This is a genomic window from Brevibacillus sp. LEMMJ03 (genome assembly GCF_007197875.1).
GTDB classification, from domain to species: domain Bacteria; phylum Bacillota; class Bacilli; order Brevibacillales; family Brevibacillaceae; genus Brevibacillus; species Brevibacillus thermoruber.
In genome coordinates, this window is record NZ_VKJN01000017.1 from 40,101 (window position 1) to 56,242 (window position 16,142).

At 59.0% G+C, this 16,142-nt stretch carries 17 protein-coding genes and 1 pseudogene; 5 read left to right on the top strand and 13 right to left on the bottom strand.

Going from position 1 to position 16,142, the window contains the following annotated elements:
* Positions 1–42 precede the first annotated feature (42 nt).
* Both FOI68_RS18565 and FOI68_RS18570 read left to right on the top strand, forming a co-directional pair.
* Positions 43–489 (top strand): MerR family transcriptional regulator, encoded by a 447-nt coding sequence (locus FOI68_RS18565; protein WP_029100806.1) that lies wholly within the window; start codon positions 43–45, stop codon positions 487–489.
* Entirely contained in the window at positions 489–1,664 is a 1,176-nt protein-coding gene (locus FOI68_RS18570) for an MFS transporter (protein WP_035298921.1), read from the top strand. Before FOI68_RS18565 ends, FOI68_RS18570 begins: the two co-directional genes overlap by 1 nt.
* A 40-nt stretch (positions 1,665–1,704) precedes the next feature.
* On the opposite strand, the gene FOI68_RS18575 is transcribed toward FOI68_RS18570, so the two are convergent.
* The 10 genes from FOI68_RS18575 to FOI68_RS18620 form a co-directional block, all read right to left on the bottom strand.
* Complete coding sequence (locus FOI68_RS18575; protein ID WP_238551018.1) at positions 1,705–2,019, bottom strand: AzlD domain-containing protein; 315 nt, start codon at positions 2,017–2,019, stop codon at positions 1,705–1,707.
* Positions 2,009–2,692 carry an AzlC family ABC transporter permease gene (locus tag FOI68_RS18580; RefSeq protein ID WP_143863998.1) on the bottom strand — a complete coding sequence of 228 codons (684 nt, stop codon included), beginning with the start codon at positions 2,690–2,692 and terminating at the stop codon, positions 2,009–2,011. Before FOI68_RS18580 ends, FOI68_RS18575 begins: the two co-directional genes overlap by 11 nt.
* Before the next feature lie 51 nt (positions 2,693–2,743).
* A complete protein-coding gene (gene pdxR / locus FOI68_RS18585) occupies positions 2,744–3,766 on the bottom strand; it encodes a MocR-like pyridoxine biosynthesis transcription factor PdxR (protein WP_255433674.1) in 1,023 nt (340 codons plus the stop codon).
* Positions 3,767–3,789: 23 nt separating this feature from the next.
* Complete coding sequence (locus tag FOI68_RS18590) at positions 3,790–4,389, bottom strand: hypothetical protein (protein WP_143864000.1); 600 nt, start codon at positions 4,387–4,389, stop codon at positions 3,790–3,792.
* Positions 4,390–4,457: 68 nt separating this feature from the next.
* Complete coding sequence (locus FOI68_RS18595; RefSeq protein ID WP_160297079.1) at positions 4,458–4,799, bottom strand: matrixin family metalloprotease; 342 nt, start codon at positions 4,797–4,799, stop codon at positions 4,458–4,460.
* Positions 4,800–5,145: 346 nt separating this feature from the next.
* On the bottom strand, positions 5,146–5,853 hold the full coding sequence (locus tag FOI68_RS18600; protein WP_044897744.1) for an ABC transporter ATP-binding protein: 708 nt from the start codon (positions 5,851–5,853) through the stop codon (positions 5,146–5,148).
* A gap of 18 nt (positions 5,854–5,871) precedes the next feature.
* Positions 5,872–6,648 carry an ABC transporter ATP-binding protein gene (locus FOI68_RS18605; protein ID WP_029100810.1) on the bottom strand — a complete coding sequence of 259 codons (777 nt, stop codon included), beginning with the start codon at positions 6,646–6,648 and terminating at the stop codon, positions 5,872–5,874.
* A gap of 22 nt (positions 6,649–6,670) precedes the next feature.
* Positions 6,671–7,960, bottom strand: coding sequence for a branched-chain amino acid ABC transporter permease (locus tag FOI68_RS18610; RefSeq protein ID WP_029100811.1), 1,290 nt, complete (start codon positions 7,958–7,960; stop codon positions 6,671–6,673).
* Between the two features lie 9 nt (positions 7,961–7,969).
* Entirely contained in the window at positions 7,970–8,923 is a 954-nt protein-coding gene (locus FOI68_RS18615) for a branched-chain amino acid ABC transporter permease (RefSeq protein WP_035298916.1), read from the bottom strand.
* Positions 8,924–9,606: 683 nt separating this feature from the next.
* A complete protein-coding gene (locus FOI68_RS18620; RefSeq protein ID WP_143864002.1) occupies positions 9,607–11,367 on the bottom strand; it encodes an adenine deaminase C-terminal domain-containing protein in 1,761 nt (586 codons plus the stop codon).
* A 220-nt stretch (positions 11,368–11,587) separates the two neighbouring features.
* On the opposite strand from FOI68_RS18620, the gene FOI68_RS18625 reads away from it, so the two are divergent.
* Both FOI68_RS18625 and FOI68_RS23625 read left to right on the top strand, forming a co-directional pair.
* Positions 11,588–12,043: a YgaP family membrane protein gene (locus FOI68_RS18625; protein ID WP_143864003.1), complete on the top strand. Its 456-nt coding sequence runs from the start codon at positions 11,588–11,590 to the stop codon at positions 12,041–12,043.
* A gap of 12 nt (positions 12,044–12,055) precedes the next feature.
* Positions 12,056–12,193: an EYxxD motif small membrane protein gene (locus tag FOI68_RS23625; protein WP_185973983.1), complete on the top strand. Its 138-nt coding sequence runs from the start codon at positions 12,056–12,058 to the stop codon at positions 12,191–12,193.
* Between the two features lie 60 nt (positions 12,194–12,253).
* On the opposite strand, the gene purD is transcribed toward FOI68_RS23625, so the two are convergent.
* The 3 genes from purD to FOI68_RS18640 form a co-directional block, all read right to left on the bottom strand.
* On the bottom strand, positions 12,254–13,522 hold the full coding sequence (gene purD, locus FOI68_RS18630; protein ID WP_035298909.1) for a phosphoribosylamine--glycine ligase: 1,269 nt from the start codon (positions 13,520–13,522) through the stop codon (positions 12,254–12,256).
* Positions 13,523–13,596: 74 nt separating this feature from the next.
* The gene (gene purH, locus FOI68_RS18635) at positions 13,597–15,144 is read right to left on the bottom strand and encodes a bifunctional phosphoribosylaminoimidazolecarboxamide formyltransferase/IMP cyclohydrolase (protein ID WP_044897748.1); all 1,548 of its coding nucleotides are present in this window, start codon (positions 15,142–15,144) and stop codon (positions 13,597–13,599) included.
* 162 nt (positions 15,145–15,306) lie between these two features.
* The gene (locus FOI68_RS18640; RefSeq protein ID WP_044897749.1) at positions 15,307–15,675 is read right to left on the bottom strand and encodes a hypothetical protein; all 369 of its coding nucleotides are present in this window, start codon (positions 15,673–15,675) and stop codon (positions 15,307–15,309) included.
* A gap of 234 nt (positions 15,676–15,909) precedes the next feature.
* Between FOI68_RS18640 and FOI68_RS18645 the strand changes: the two are divergent.
* Positions 15,910–16,140 (top strand): annotated as a pseudogene (locus FOI68_RS18645) (GNAT family N-acetyltransferase); the annotation flags it as partial.
* Positions 16,141–16,142: the final 2 nt, after the last annotated feature.

Here is a 16,142-nt window from a genome sequence, read left to right on the forward strand (position 1 = left end):
CATGTCGTCGTGCCAGTACGCAAGCGAATGGGAGGGAGCCCGTTGTACCGCATCGAGGAGGCAGCTAAAAAAACCGGCCTGACGAAAAGGGCGCTTCGCTATTACGAGGAATTGGGGCTGGTCAATCCGTCCGGGCGAACGGAGAGCGGATACCGCATGTACACGGACGAGGACATCGCCCACATCCTGCACGTCAAAAACACCCGTGACCTGTTGGGGGCGTCGCTGCAGGAAATCAAGGACATGATGGACCTGGCCCACAAATACGAGCTGTTGAAGCAGGGCTATTACCAGGGAGTGTCCGCCGAAGAAAAGCTGAACCTGCTGACCGAACTGGAGCGGACGCTCCTGGCCAAGCGCGGCTTTTTGCAGGAAAAAATGAACAAACTCTCGGAACTGCTGGCCAACTACGATGAGAAGTTGACCCGCATTGCCAGGAAAAAACGGGAACTGCAGGCGGAGATCGAAAACGAAAAGGAGGAACCCTGATGGAGAGTCACGCTCATGCATGGCGCATCATTATGCAGCAGCCCAAGTCAGCCTGGGCTGTCGCTTTTGCCTGTGTGGTCGCTTTCATGGGGATCGGATTGGTCGACCCGATCCTGCCCGCGATTGCGAGCAAACTGAATGCCACGCCCAGTGAAGTATCCCTGCTGTTCACCAGCTACATGCTGATGACCGGCTTGACGATGCTGGTCACGGGATGGGTCTCCAGCCGGATCGGCCCCAAGGCGACGCTCCTGGCCGGCCTGGCCGGAATCATCCTGTTTTCCTTCCTCGGCGGCATGTCCCACTCGGTGATGCAGATCGTCTGGTTCCGCGCCGGCTGGGGAATGGGCAACGCCTTTTTCATCTCCACCGCCCTGGCGGTGATTGTCAGCGTAGCCAGCGGCGGCACGGCGGGAGCGATCGTCCTGTACGAAGCGGCCATCGGTCTGGGGATGTCCGTGGGACCGCTGCTTGGCGGGCTGCTCGGGGGCATCAGTTGGCGCGGGCCGTTTTTCGGCGTCGCCGTGCTGATGGCGATCGCGCTGCTCGCTGTATTCGTTCTGCTCAGCGACGTGCCCAAGCCGAAGCGGCGCAGCTCGCTTCTCGATCCGTTCCGCGCGTTGGGGCACCGCGGCCTGTTTACCATGGCGCTGACGGCGCTCCTGTACAACTTCGGGTTTTTTACGCTGTTGGCGTTTTCTCCGTTTGTGCTGCACATGGACGAACACAGCCTGGGGTACGTGTTCTTCTTCTGGGGTGTGATGCTCGCCATCACCTCGGTGATCGTGGCGCCGAAGCTGCAGGAGCGCTACGGGTCCGTCCCCACGCTGTTCGCCATGCTGCTGCTGTTGGCCGCAGACCTGGCGGCCATGGGATTCGGCGTTTCGTCGCAAGTGACGCTGGTACTGGCCATCGTCATGGCCGGCGCGATTCTGGGCATTATCAACACCGTCCTGACCGCATCGGTGATGGACGTCGCGCCGGTGGAACGTGCCGTCGCGTCTTCCGCCTACAGCTTCGTCCGTTTCGTCGGCGGCGCGGTCGCGCCCTGGCTGGCCGGCAAGCTGGCCGAGTGGTACTCGCCGCACGTCCCGTTTTACGCGGGCGCGCTGGCCGTTCTGTTCAGCATGCTGGCGCTGTACGCCGGCAAAAAACAACTGGCGAGCCTGCGTTGATGCGCAAGCTCGCCTTTTTTTACACGCTCTTCCCGAATCATCAGAAAAGAGCCCGCCACAGCACAATCGCCCCCACCCCGGCCAACAGCGCCCAGACGACCTGCTTTCTCCACAGGCCGACGGCGAGTGAAACCACCCCCGCCGCGAGGTACTCCGGACTCCACTGCCCGTCATTCCCATGAAAGAGAATGGGCGGCACGGTCAGCGAGCTGAACACGCCCACCGGGACCATGGCCAGTCCGCGCCGGAGCCAGTCGGGGATCTCCCAGCGCGAGCTGATCAGCAACATGGGAAACCGCGTCAGATAGGTAATCACGGCCATCAAGACAATGATCAGCAGCACCTTATCGTTCACGGCTCACCGCTCCCATCACCACTGCCGTCAGCGTCCCGGCGATCACCGCCGCCGTCCCGCCACCTCCCCAGTACGCGAGGCAGGCGACAGCCGCAGCGCCGGCCGCCACCTTCACATGAAACGGGGAGAGCAGATTGATCGCGAGAAAGCCGAGGAACGTGGCCACAAACGCAAAGTCCAGGCCGTACGCCTCCGTTTCCGTAAACACCGCGCCAAACCAGGCGCCGGCCAGCGTGCTGGCGTTCCAGATCAGATAGTCGACCGCGCTCGCACCGGCAAAAAAGGAGAGGCTGGGCTTTTGGCCGGACGCCAGATAGGTGGATGTCAGGGCGTACGTCTCGTCGTTCAGGCCAGCCGCCATCAACGACAGCTTCCACGGAGGCGTCCCGCGAAAGTGGGGCCCGAGCGACAGTCCGTACAGCAGGTGACGGGCGTTCAGCAAAGCCGTGGAGACCAGAATGGGCCAGCCCACAATCCCCTGCGAGATCAGGCCGACGGCGGCAAACTGCGACGACCCTGCATTGACCAGGAGCGAAAACAGCAAGGCTTCCGCGATGCCGAGACCTGCCTGCCGGGCGAGGATGCCAAACACAAGCCCGTCCACGATCCCCGCGGCGGCGACCGGGATAATTTTAATCATGCCTGTGACAAACAACGTGCGCGCAGAGTTCACTCGCTTCACCCTCCATACACTGCTACACTCTACGCTTGTCAGTAAGTTCTGTCAAATGCAGGAGTGCATATACGGCTTCCACACCTCGTACAGCAGCCGCAGCCCCGCATCCATCTCCTCCACCGACAGGCCGCCGAAGCCGAATTGAAAGGCGGGCAGCCGATTTTGCGGGGGACGGAACCACTTCGGCGCGGTGGGATAGACGCGGATGCCCGCCGACGCCGCAGCCGCCGTCAGTTCCTCTGCCGTCTTGTCGCTGTACACCTCGACCGTAACCGACAAGCCGGCATCCTGGCCCATGATGCGGATGTGGCCGCCCATGACCGCATGCAGCGCATTCAGCATGGCCTGGTGCTTTTTGCGGTACACCGTGCGCATTTTGCGGATGTGCCGTTCCCACTCGCCGCTTTTCATGAACAGGGCCAGCGTTTCCTGGTGGATGCGCGAGGCGGACTGGTCGTACGGGCTCATCCGTTCCCGCCAGACGTCCATCAGCGCCGGCGGCAGCACCATGTAGCTGATCCGGATGGACGGCAGGAGCGACTTGGAAAACGTGCCGAGATAGACGCCCCGCCCCTCCGTGTCCAAGCCCTGCAGCGAGGGAATCGGCTTTCCCCGGTAGCGGAATTCGCCGTCGTAGTCGTCCTCCACGATGTAAACGCCGGTCCGGGCCACCCACTGGAGGAGCCTGATCCGTTTCGCGTAGGGCATGACCATGCCGGACGGCTCCTGATGGGACGGCGTGATGTAGACAAGCCGGGCGCCGCTCGCCTCCAGTGCTTCCACGTCAATGCCGTCCTCCTCCAACGGAATCGGCGTGACGGCAAAGCCGAGATGCTGAAAGACGATTCGCACGCCGTTATACCCCGGCTCCTCGATGGCGACCGCCCGGCCGTCCAGGCCAAACAGGCAGCACAACTGCTGGATCAAGAGCTGCGTACCGGCGGCGATCACAATCTCGTCCGGGGTGCAGGCGACTCCCCGCGCCTGCCTGAGGTAGCGGGCTATCTCCGCGCGAAGCCGTCGCCGTTTGGGGAGGGAACGGGCACATGGAAACGGCCAACCAGGATTCACCTGGCTGGCCGTCTGATACCATGCTATTCCAAGTCCAACTCTTCCATGGTTTTTACCTGCAGCCCCTTTTGTACGCCATTGGCTGGTTTTACTGTATGACCGTCTGTTACAAATTTTCCTTGATAACCCCCTTTTATTACATAAGCGTGATCAACAATCGGACCTTCGTACTTTTCCAAAAATACAATCGCTGTCTCCTTTTCCGTAAATACCTTGTTGCCTTCAAACGTGTATTCCGTTCCATCCTTATATCCACCGGTTTCGAGAATCTTGATGGTTTCGTCGTTTTGGACCTCTCCTTTATATACATGCAGCAGTTTCGCTTCACTAAGCGTAAACACAACATGTTTGTATGGGAAGCTGTCCGACTTTTCAATTTCAACCTCAGCAATCAATTCAGAGCTGTCTTTCAACTGTTCGATATTGGTAAAACTCTCATGAACATCTCCGCTTATATTTACCGCAGCTCCCGCCTTCCCCTTATTTTCAGCCCCATGAACGTCTTCCTGCCATTGATTTGCTTGGCTGGATGCAGTTTGATTGGCACTTACGTAAAGGTACCCACCTGTAACGACAATGGCAGTTGCAATAATAGGCAAAATTACTGATTTTTTGTTTATCATCGAAATATCTTCCTTTCAGGATCATTTTGCGTTTCATTTTATCAGAGTATTCTTTAGCAATCGGATCATCAGTATATCGCCTTAATCCCATCAATATCATCATCACCGGGTTTATTCACTTTTCTGCCGTCCGCAGCAGTACACATTACCTGGTTTTTATCTTTCACATGATCTAAGCCAAGCACATGACCTAATTCATGAGCAAAAACTCCTTGCAAATCAAATGCTCCCATCTCATCCATATAGTAAGAATTAGGGCTAATTGTCGCTGTCTGTACGATGTCAGATCCTGTATAAACTTTTACTGACGTTACTGCATTCCACCCTGTATTTCCATAATCCTCCTCTTTAAAAATGAACAATCTACTTTTTTGGGGTGTCCCAATAGTATCCTGCCAAATTGTACGCAAATGTTGGTTTTGCCGAAGCCAATGCAGCTAATAATAAAAGGCTAGAAAGTCCGATTTTTGCGGCGATTTTCAATATCATTCCCTCCATTTACTTTTTTTACAATTTTTATAATATACCACCACTCGTTTTTGTAAATATTTTCTATTTATTTGTTTTCCTGCAAATCTGTGTATCTATATGACGAGGAAATTTCCATTTCATTACAAAAAAAAGAATTGCTTAACTGCAAATATTATGATGAAATCACGTCTCCATTTGCTTGATCGGCCAACCGGCAGGAGCTGATCAGCGGCAACCATAAAAAAACACCGATGGGGTAGTGTAGACTCCATCGGTGTTTGACCGCTATGCGAGGTATGCTTCCCGAACCTGCGGGTTTGCCAGCAGGGTGGGCGCCTCGTCCTGCAGGATGATCTCTCCCGTCTGGATGACGTAACCGCGATGGGCCACGGAGAGCGCCTGATTGGCGTTTTGCTCCACCAGCAGGATCGTCATGCCCTCCCGGTTCAGCTCCGTGATGATGTCAAAAATCTGCTCGACCAGAATCGGCGCCAGCCCCATGGACGGCTCGTCCAGCATCAGGATTTTCGGCTTCATCATCAGGCCGCGGGCGATGGCCAGCATCTGCTGCTCCCCGCCGGACATCGTGCCGCCCTTCTGGTTGATCCGCTCTTTCAGCCGGGGAAAGTAGCGGAACGCCCGCTCAATCCCTTCCTCGATCAGATTCTTGTCCGTTACGGAGAAGGCGCCCATCTCCAGGTTCTCCCGCACCGTCAGCTTGGGGAAAATGCGCCGCCCCTCCGGCACGTGGGCGATGCCCAGCAGGGCGATTTCGTGCGTGCGCATCTGGGTGATGTCCTTGCCGTCAAAGAGGATTTTCCCTTCCCGCGCGCGTGTCTGGCCGCAGATCGTCTTCAGCGTGGTCGACTTGCCCGCCCCGTTGGAGCCGATCAGCGTCACCACTTCTCCGTGGTTGACCTGGATGCTCAGCCCCTTTAACGCGTGGATGCCGCCGTAATAGGTGTGTACGTTATGCAGTTCCAACAATGCCATCTTTGATTCCTCCCCCGCTTACGACACTTCCGACGCGCTTTTGCCCAGGTACGCCTCGATGACGCTGGGATTGTGGCGGATCTGCTCCGGCGTTCCCTCGGCGATTTTGCGTCCGTAATCCAGCACGTGGATGTATTCGCTCAAGCCCATGACCAGCTTCATGTCGTGTTCGATCAGGATGATGGTCAGATCCAGTTCGTTTTTCAGCCGGCGGATAAACTCGGTCATCTCCGCCGTTTCGCGCGGGTTCATCCCCGCCGCCGGCTCGTCCAGCAGGATGATTTGCGGATTGGTCGCCAGCGCCCGGGCGATCTCCAGGCGGCGCTGCAAGCCGTACGGCAGACTGCCGGCCGCTTCGTTGGCGACGTGGGCGATCCCGACGTATTCCAGGAGCTGATAGGCCTCGACGCGGGCCCGCTCTTCCTCTTCGCGCACCCGCCTGATGTTGAACAGGATGCCCAACAGCCCCGCCGTCAGCCGGCTGTGCGTGCCCACCATCACGTTTTCCAGGGCGGTCATCTCCTTGAACAGGCGGATGTTTTGGAACGTGCGGGTGATGCCCCGCTCGGCAATCTGGTCCGGCCGCAGTCCCTTGATGCTTTTCCCGTTCAGCAGGACATCGCCTTCGTCCGGCTCGTAAAAGCCGGTGATCATGTTGAAAAACGTGGTTTTCCCGGCCCCGTTCGGCCCGATGACCGCCGTAATCGTCCCCTTCTCGATCTTGATCGTGATGTCCTGATTGGCGACAAGACCGCCGAAGCGCTTGGTCAAGCCGATTGCTTCCAACAGTGCCATACTGATGCTCCCTCCTTGTCCGCTACGACTGGCTGCCCTGGGACAGCTTGCCTTTCGACAGCCTGCTCAGGATCCCCAGCCGGTTCTCGGCGAATTTGCTTGCCCGGATGGCGTCGAGGTCGTTCTTCCTGCGCTTCGCCGGAATCAATCCGTTGGGACGGTAGAGCGCCACGAGAATCAACATGATGCCGAAGATCAGGCGCTGGAACTTGGACGGATCCAACTGGTTGGGAAGGTTGATGACGCCCGCCTGCTGCAGCGAGTGCAGGAAATTGGAGAGCTCTTTCAGCAGCTGCACCTGCAGCACCGTGACGAACGCCGCCCCCAGCACTACGCCGGGGATGCTTCCGCTGCCGCCGAGGATGACCATGACGAGAATCCCGATCGACTCCATCAGCGTAAACGAGGTCGGATCGATAAACGTCTGCTTGGCGGCGAAAATGACGCCGACCACACCGGCGAAGGAAGCGCCCGTGGCAAACGCGGCCAGCTTGGTGTTCAGCAGCGAGATGCCCATGGACTGGGCCGCCAGCTCGTCTTCCCGCACCGCGATCCAGGCGCGGCCGATGCGCGAGTTTTCAAAGCGGAGGTTGGCCAGGACGATAAAGGCGATGACAACCAGCACGATAAAGTAGAAGTGGAACGGCGTCCCCATCTTCATCCCCAACAGCTCCGGCTGCGGGATCGGAGTAATCCCCTGCGGGCCGTTGGTGATGTTGATCGGTTTGTCCAGGTTATTGAAAATAATCCGAATAATTTCGCCAAACCCAAGGGTGACGATGGCCAGGTAGTCCCCTTTCACCCGCAGGACCGGCAGGCCGAGCAAAATCCCGAAGATCGCGGCCACGATCAAGCCGACGATGAGGAACGGCCAGAACCACTCGCCCGACAGCGGGAACAGGTCGCCGGGAATGAACTGGTTGGCCTGGGACGTGGAAAAAATCGCGTACGCGTAGGCACCGGCGGCGAAAAAGGCGACGTAGCCGAGGTCAAGCAGACCGGCAAAGCCGACCACGATGTTCAGGCCGAGCGCCATCGCCACGTAGATGCCCACCTGCGAAGCCACTTCCATGTAGTAGCGGTTGTCCCCCGCCACCAGCGGAATGATGACCAGGAGCACCAGCGCCCCGATGAGCATCCGGACCATTTTCGAGGAGTTGGTGTAGTAGATCAAAACAATGGAGCACAAGATTCCCAGAAACGCGATGACCGATTTGTCCAAAAAGTGGAGCGCGGCGGAAAACCCGGCGATCCAGATCAGCGTAACCGGAAGCGGAATCCCCTTGAACGACTTCCATACCATGTTTGCCATGCGTTTCACCTACACTTTCTCTTTTACGGCTTCGCCAAACAGCCCTTCCGGCTTGAACAGAAGCACGAGAATCAAAATGCTGAACGCAAACACGTCTTTGTACTCGGCGCCAAACGCTCCGCCGGTCAGCGGACCCATGTACGCGCCGGACAGGGACTCCAGCAGGCCGAGCAGAACGCCGCCCACCATCGCTCCGCGGATGTTGCCGATTCCGCCGAGGACGGCTGCGGTAAACGCCTTGAGGCCGAGAATAAAGCCGATGTAAGGGTCAATCGTGCCGTAGTTCTGCGCAAACAGCACCCCGGTTGCGCCACCCAGGCTGGAGCCGATCAAAAAGGTAAGCATAATGACTTTGTCCACGTTAATGGTCATCAGCGACGCCGTCGACTGGTCCTGCGCAACGGCCCGCATGGCGATTCCCCACTTGGTCTTGTTGATGAACAAGGTCAGCGACACCATCATCACAACGGCGAGCACGATGACGATCAACGCCTTCGTCGGAATCGTGGCGATGCTGCCCAACGGGATGGAACCTGTAAAAAGAATGGGACTGTTCAGATAAAATTCGTTGCGGGCAATGGCTTCCGTAAAGCGGACGAGGTCCTGCAGCAGGAACGACACGCCGATCGCGGAAATCAGCGGAACGAGCCGCGGCGCGCCGCGCAGCGGACGGTAGGCTACCCGCTCGATCCCGACGCCGAGGGCTCCGGTTATGATCATCGCGATCAGCAGGGTCAAAAACAGCGCGACAAACGGATTCATCCCCTCCAGCGCTCCCAGGGCGTCCGTGATCAGCAGGACCTCCGTCCCCACAAAGGCGCCCACCATGAAAATCTCGCCGTGAGCGAAGTTGATGAACTCCAGAATCCCGTACACCATGGTGTAGCCGAGCGCAACGACGGCGTACATGAAGCCCAGCGTCAAGCCGTCAACCAACACCTGAGGCAAAATGTCGAGCAGCATACTTTCCCATCCCTCATTCCTTTGTAAACTTGCGGTAATTGTAAATTTTCTGCATTCGGCGATCGCAAAAAACGACTTCCCGCCCGGCGGCTGTCGGGACATCCGCTGCGTTCTTCGCCTGACGCGCTGTCTTTCCGTTGAGCGGCAGCACAGTCGGCGAGAGGCTCGTCCGCGCGCCGGACAACTCCTCAAACAGAAAGGGCGCACACCTGAGTGTCGCCCCGGGTTGGCAGAGGCTTGTTCGGCAGTCTGCGATGTCTGGCCCTATTCAGCAGCGTTCCCTGCGATTCCGGAGTCGGCTGGTCGTCCCGATCGACGAATGCCCACGATGAAACCGTCCCCTCAAAGCACCCCTTCCACGGCGGGACAGGTTAGCATAATCATATCAGAACCACCCGTCCACCGCCACCCATGAAATCACCTGTCCGGCCCGTAAAACGTCCACCCCGGGAGGATTCTCGCCATGGGCCGATCGTCTCGCAGGACCGTTCCTGTCTGGCCTTTCTTAATTGTAAAATATATTAGGAAATTTACAAGAGATGAAAAATGGTATTTTCAAAAACATATTTTTCAAGCATATATCAGCGTAAAAATGAACCTGTTTTTAAATCAAATAAATATATCAATACTTTATTTAATTAAAGCAATCCGTTGAGGCGATCCGTTGAGAAAACGCGTTCCCCTCATGGAAGGAAAATGGACGGCACCATGACGGCCCCCGACTTCACATCGACGATCCCCTCGGCGGTGAGCCGGGCATACGGCAGATGGGTGGCGGTAAAAAACAGCAGCGAATAGAGCGGGTCCAAATGCGCGTACCCCTTTTTTCGCAAGAGGTCCGTCAGCGATTCCGCCATGCCGATCACGTCGTCCATCGGCGCGGGAGAAAACATTCCGGCGAGCGGCAGCGGACATTCGCAGACCACCCGCCCCTCGTCCATCATCACCACGCCCCCGCCGATTTGCCGGACGCGCCGCAGCGCCTGCGCCATGGCCTCTGGATCGCGCCCGATCACCAGCCAGTCGTCGGAGGCGGTGTAGGTGCTGGCCAGCGCCTCCAGAGAGCGGCCGTATCCCCTTACCAGCGCCTGTGTCAGCCGCTCCCGGTCAGGATTGAGACAGCAGATCACCGCCAGCTCGGGATCGTTCTCCAGCGAAACGCAGCCGTCCCGGTCTGCCGGCAGCTCCTCCCGCTCCAGTGTGGTAATCACCGCATTGCGCATGTGCAGGACCGGCAGCGGTCCGCCCGTGTGGCGAAGTCGAAACGCTTCCGCCCCCACGTCCCTCCCCAGCCGGTCGACGGGCGGAAACTCGTACCGCTCCCATTGGGGCTGCACCGTGGACACCAGCAGCCGCCCCTTTTCCGCCGCCCGCCGTCCGTTGGCGATGACCAGCTCGGGCGTCGGTTCCTCCGGACGGGCGAGCAGCAGAACATCGGCGAGCCGGCCTGGTGCAATACCCCCAATTTCGGCGTCCATGCCGTAGTAGACGGCGGGGTTGAGCGTCGCCATCGCGTAGGCCTCTTCCGGCGGCATGCCCGCTTCGATCGCCACCCTTATCGTGTAATCCATCAGGCCGTGCCGGTGCATCGGCGGCGTGCTGCCGTCCGACGTCAGCATCATGCGGGGCGACCAGGGCAGCCCCATCTCCAGCCAGCCGCGAACCAGTTCCGGCAGGTCCGGCCGGATGGACGAGTGGCGCAGCGCGGCGTACATCCCCAACTGCAGGCGGCGCAGCAGATCCTCCGCCGTGATGCTCTCGTGGCAGGCGGTGATCCCGGCGGCAGCCGCCGTGTTCAGGGTCTCCGCCGACGCTCCCGGATGATGTCCCTCCATCCGTTTGCCGAGATCGCGGGTGTGCTTGATCCCGAACAGCAGGGTCTCGTCTTCGCTCAACACTCCCTGCCAGTCGGTCAGTTCCCCGCCCTGGACAACCAGCGGATGCTCCAGCATGCGGGCCAGCCCTGCCCGGTCAAACGGCGGTTCGGCCTGCGCCCGCCTCTGCTGCGGATCGAGCCGGCTCCAGAAAAAATGCTTGACCGGATGGGCCGACAGCCGCTCCATGATCTCCGCCACCTGCGCAAACGGCAGGCTCATCAGCATCATCGTGTCGGACACCAGGGTGGTCGTTCCCCGTTCCAGCGCGAAGTCGGCCAGCGTAAACGGATTGTACCACTGAAACGGATGGGCGTGCGGCTCAATGTACCCCGGTACCGCGTACGTCCCGGCTGCGTCTACCACAACCGTGTGTTCGTCCACCTCCGGCTCCTTTTCCCCCACGTAGGCGATCCGCTCTCCGGCGACGGCGACGTTCACCTCCCGCCATTCCTTGGTATACACCTGCAGCACCCGCGCTCCTTTGATCCACATGTCGGCCGGGGCCTGCCGCTTCGCCACCCGTATCAGACGCAGGTAAGCCTCCTCGTTCATCGGACGGACTCGCATTGCGCATGCACTCCTTTCCCTGTTTGGCGCACGGATAGAGAATCCCTCTGCTTGAGCAGACGTTTTCTAGCGAACGCTCGGTCACTTCCTGTGTACACTTCTCCGTTCGCCTGCCGGTATCCTGTATCCCCGCATCGCTGCTAACAACAATTCCCTCGCGTGTTTTTTTCCTCCCGGCACACACTACCAAACAGGAACCGTTAGGACAGGAGGGACAACGATGCAAAAAAACGTCGGAACCGTGGATGCTGTGATTCGCATCACCGTCGGCCTGTTAGGGCTGGCCTACGGAGTCGGCCGGATGGGCCGCCGCCCGTACCGCACCCCCTGGCTGTTGATGGCGCTGTCGGCCATGAAGGTGGCGGAAGGTGTCACCCGTTTTTGTCCGATGCTGTACGCGATGGGTGTCAACAGCCGCGATCGGGCCGGTCTGCAAAACATGCTGGGCAAAGTCAAGGACATGGGGGCCCAGGCGGGGTTGAAGCAGATGGGCATCGGCACGACTCCCAAACAGGAGCATGCCAACCTGTCGGCCGAAGACAAACAGTTCGAAGCGGCCGTCCAGGAGTACGTCTCCTACCGCCAGGCCGAAGAAGCCTCCCGCAGCCAAGGGCGCGAACAAAAACCGGACGACCACCACAGCCGCGACGAACATCTCTATCCAACCTATTCCTAGGAGGGACTGCCCATGTCACTTGTCGGACCTCCGCTGTACGAGTGGTTTTCCCACAACGCCTTTGTCATCGCCCTGATCATCGGCTGTGCCGCCGTCATGGGGTACTTTTTTTACGCAGCCGGCAAAAAGAAAGGGAGATACCGTCAGTAACCGGACGGGTCTCCCTTTTTTTCGCTGCAGGCAAACGTCCTTGTCACGATTTGCATGAATCTAGCTTCTGCGCAGCGCCCTGTCCGCGATGTCCCGGCGGTAATGCGCCCCCTCGAAGCGGATGCGCTCAACGGCGGCGTATGCCCGAGCCCGCGCTTCCTCCAGCGTCCGCCCCGTCCCGGTCACGCCGAGGACGCGGCCGCCGCTGGTGACGATGCCCTTCTCCGTCTGTTTGGTGCCGGCGTGGAACACGGTAACGGACTCGCCCGCCTTCTCCAACCCGCTGATCGGCTCTCCCTTGGGGTAATCGCCCGGATACCCGGGAGCGGCCATGACGACGCATACCGCACTCTCCTGCTTCCAGCGCACGTCGACGGATGCCAGTTCCCCTTGGATGGCAGCCGTGCAGATGTCTACCAGATCGGTCTCCAGGAGCGGCAGAATCACCTGCGTCTCGGGATCGCCGAAGCGGGCGTTGAACTCCACCACCTTCGGCCCCTCGTCCGTGATCATCAGGCCGGTGTAAAGCACGCCCCGGAACGGAATGCCGTCCCGGGCCATGCCGCGGGCCATCGGCTTGACGATGGTTTCCACGATCTGCTCTACCAGTTCCGCCGACATGTGCGGCACAGGCGCGTAGGTGCCCATGCCGCCGGTGTTGGGTCCCTGGTCGCCGTCAAAGACGCGCTTGTGGTCCTGGGAGGTCACCATCGGCTTGACCGTTTCCCCGTCGACAAACGACAGCAGGGACAGCTCTTCGCCGCGCATGCACTCCTCGATCACCACGCGCGCCCCTGCCTGGCCGAACACCCCTTCCTTCATGATCCGGTAGAGCGCCGCCTCCGCCGCTTCCAGCGTTTCCGCGACGACCACCCCTTTGCCGGCGGCCAGCCCGTCCGCCTTGACCACGATCGGTGCCCCCTGTTCACGCACATAGGCCAGGGCGGACTCGTAGTCGAGAAACGACTCGTACCGGGCCGTCGGGATGCCGTAGCGCTTCATCAGATGCTTGGCAAAACATTTGCTTCCTTCGATCTTCGCCGCCTGGGCGGTCGGCCCGAAGATCGGCAGGCTGCGCTCCGTAAAAAAGTCCACGATTCCGCCCAACAGCGGGTCTTCCGGACCGACCACCGTCAGGTCAACCCCCTCGTCTTTGGCAAACTGGGCCAGGGCGGCAAAATCGTCAACGGGAATCGGCACGTTTTCCGCCAACTGCGCCGTACCGCCGTTGCCGGGCGCGCAGAAAATCTTTTTCACTTTGGGACTTTGCGCCAGCTTCCAGACGATGGCGTGTTCGCGGCCCCCGCCGCCGATTACCAGTACGTTCATCCGTACTCCCTCCTGTCAGCGGTTCTGGAATCCCCGCTTTTCTTGTTCGGCTCCCATGGATTCGTGCCGGACGATTAGTGTTTGAAATGGCGTACGCCGGTAAACACCATCGCGATGCCATGGCGGTTGCAGGCGTCGATGGAGTCCTGGTCGCGGACCGAACCGCCCGGCTGAATGATCGCCGTCACGCCCGCCTTCGCCGCCGCTTCCACGGTGTCCGGCATCGGGAAGAAGGCGTCCGAGGCCAGCACGGCCCCTTTCGCTTTTTCTCCCGCCTGGGCGATGGCGATGTTGGCGGCACCGACGCGGTTCATCTGGCCGGCGCCCACACCGATGGTCATGTTCTCCCTGGCGAGCACGATGGCGTTCGACTTGACGTGCTTGACGACCTTCCAGGCGAATTTCAGTTGGGCCAGTTCGTCGGCGGTCGGCTGTTTGTCGGTCACCACGCGGATGTCGGCATCTTCCAGTTGTTTCACGTCGTACTCCTGCACCAGCGCTCCGCCCGCCACCGGAGCGATGCGGAAGCCTTGCGCCGCCTCCCGGGACTCGTTCAGCGCCGGGATGCGCAGCAGGCGCAGGTTTTTCTTCTCGGTCAGCACGGCCAGCGCTTCTTCAGTGAAATCAGGCGCGAGGATGATTTCCAAAAACGTTTCTTTCATCAACAGGGCGGTGTCGCGGTCCACCGGACGATTGGCCGCCACAATGCCGCCAAAGATGGAAACGGGATCAGCCTCGTACGCCTTTTGGTAGGCTTCGCGAATGTCGGCACCGATGCCTACGCCGCACGGATTGGAGTGTTTCACCGCAACCACGGCGGGTTCGGCAAACTCGCGCACGATTGCCAGAGCGGCGTCAGCATCGTTGATGTTGTTGTAGGAAAGTTCCTTGCCGTGAAGCTGTTCGGCGCGGGCGATGCTGGCCCCGGCCGCCAGCGGCTCGCGGTAGAACGCGGCCCGCTGGTGCGGATTTTCGCCGTAGCGCAGATCCTGCGCCTTTTCGTAGGTCACCGTGTAGCTTTCCGGCAGGAAATCGCCCACCTGTTCGCTCAGATAGCGGGAAATCAGCGCGTCGTACGCGGCCGTATGGCGGAACACCTTGGCGGCCAGACGGCGGCGCGTGTCCAGGGACGTATCGCCTTCCTTCTCGATTTCCGCGGCTACCTGCTCGTAGTCGGCGGCGTCCACCACAACGGTGACGTACTGGTGGTTTTTCGCGGCCGCACGCAGCATGGTCGGCCCGCCGATGTCAATATTCTCAATCGCCTCCGCAAACGTCACGTCCGGTTTGGCGATCGTCTGCTTAAAAGGATACAGGTTGACGACAACCAGATCAATCGTTTCAATCTGCAGTTCGTTCAACTGCTGCCGGTGCGTTTCATTGTCGCGTACAGCCAAGAGGCCGCTGTGGATATTCGGATGCAGCGTTTTGACGCGCCCGTCGAGAATCTCCGGGAAACCGGTCACTTCGGAAATGCCGATGACGGGAATGCCCGCTTCTTTCAGCATGGCAGCCGTACCCCCGGTGGAGATGATCTCCACGCCGGCGTCAGCCAAACGGCGCGCAAACGGAATCAACCCTGTCTTGTCGGAAACGCTGATCAGTGCCTTTTTCACACTCACGGATAGAACCTCCTGACTTTTTTGGAAAGAGAATAGAAAAACACGAACATTATAAGTTAATTAAAACACAATTGTACGTTTTTATCAAGGTTTCCCCCAAAAAACAAACGCAGCCGCACCGTGCCGGGGCACGTGAGACTGCGTTCCTTTTGCATCAAACGTCTATCGCCTTTTCTTTTTCCCGTCCTGCCATTTTTTCAATCGTTCGGCAAGCGGATCGCCTTTCGCCCTCCCGCTCGCTTGCGACACCTCTTTCTTCGGGGTGTCCGTTCCCTGTGCCTGCTTGTTCGCCAGGTCGCTGATTGATTCGAGGGATGGGGGTTTGCCGTTTTTCAACTGCTCCTTCACCTGCTCCCGCGTTTCCTCGTTCAGGTTGAGACCCATGTCTGACAGCTCGTTGAGCACGTCATCGATGTTTCCGGTCCCTCCCTTCGGCAGCTTTTGCGCCAGCCGCACGATATCCTCCAGCGTCCAGTTCCGTCCTGTTTTCTTGCTCAGCTTCCCCAGCAGATCGGAAATGAAATCGCCCATGTGGCCCCCTCCTTTTTTCCGCTTTCGTTCTACTGTATGTAGCGGAAGCCCGGGAGGGGAACGTTTTTTCCAAAAAGGCCGTCTCCCCGGCCGGAACGGCACGGGTTCGTCACGCGTGCTCCTCGCAGCATTTCTCCGCCGGTTGGGCGCTTATGTGTTTTTGCGAAAGGAAACGTGCATCCCGTAAAGAATTAACAACTTTTACTACGCAAATAATGAAAGGATGATCTTCGCATGAATCCGATGCTGCTGGAATTTCCCACCCGGTTTTTCACCGACCGATTGTTGATACGAATGCCGCAGCCTGGAGACGGACAAGCAGTGTTTCAGGCCATCCAGGCGTCCATTGCGGAACTGAAACCGTGGATGCCGTTTGCACAGAAAGAGCAGTCCGAACAAGACGTTGAACTGAATATTCGCGAAGCCCATGTGAAGTTCTTGCAGCGTGAAGATTTACGGCGTCTGGA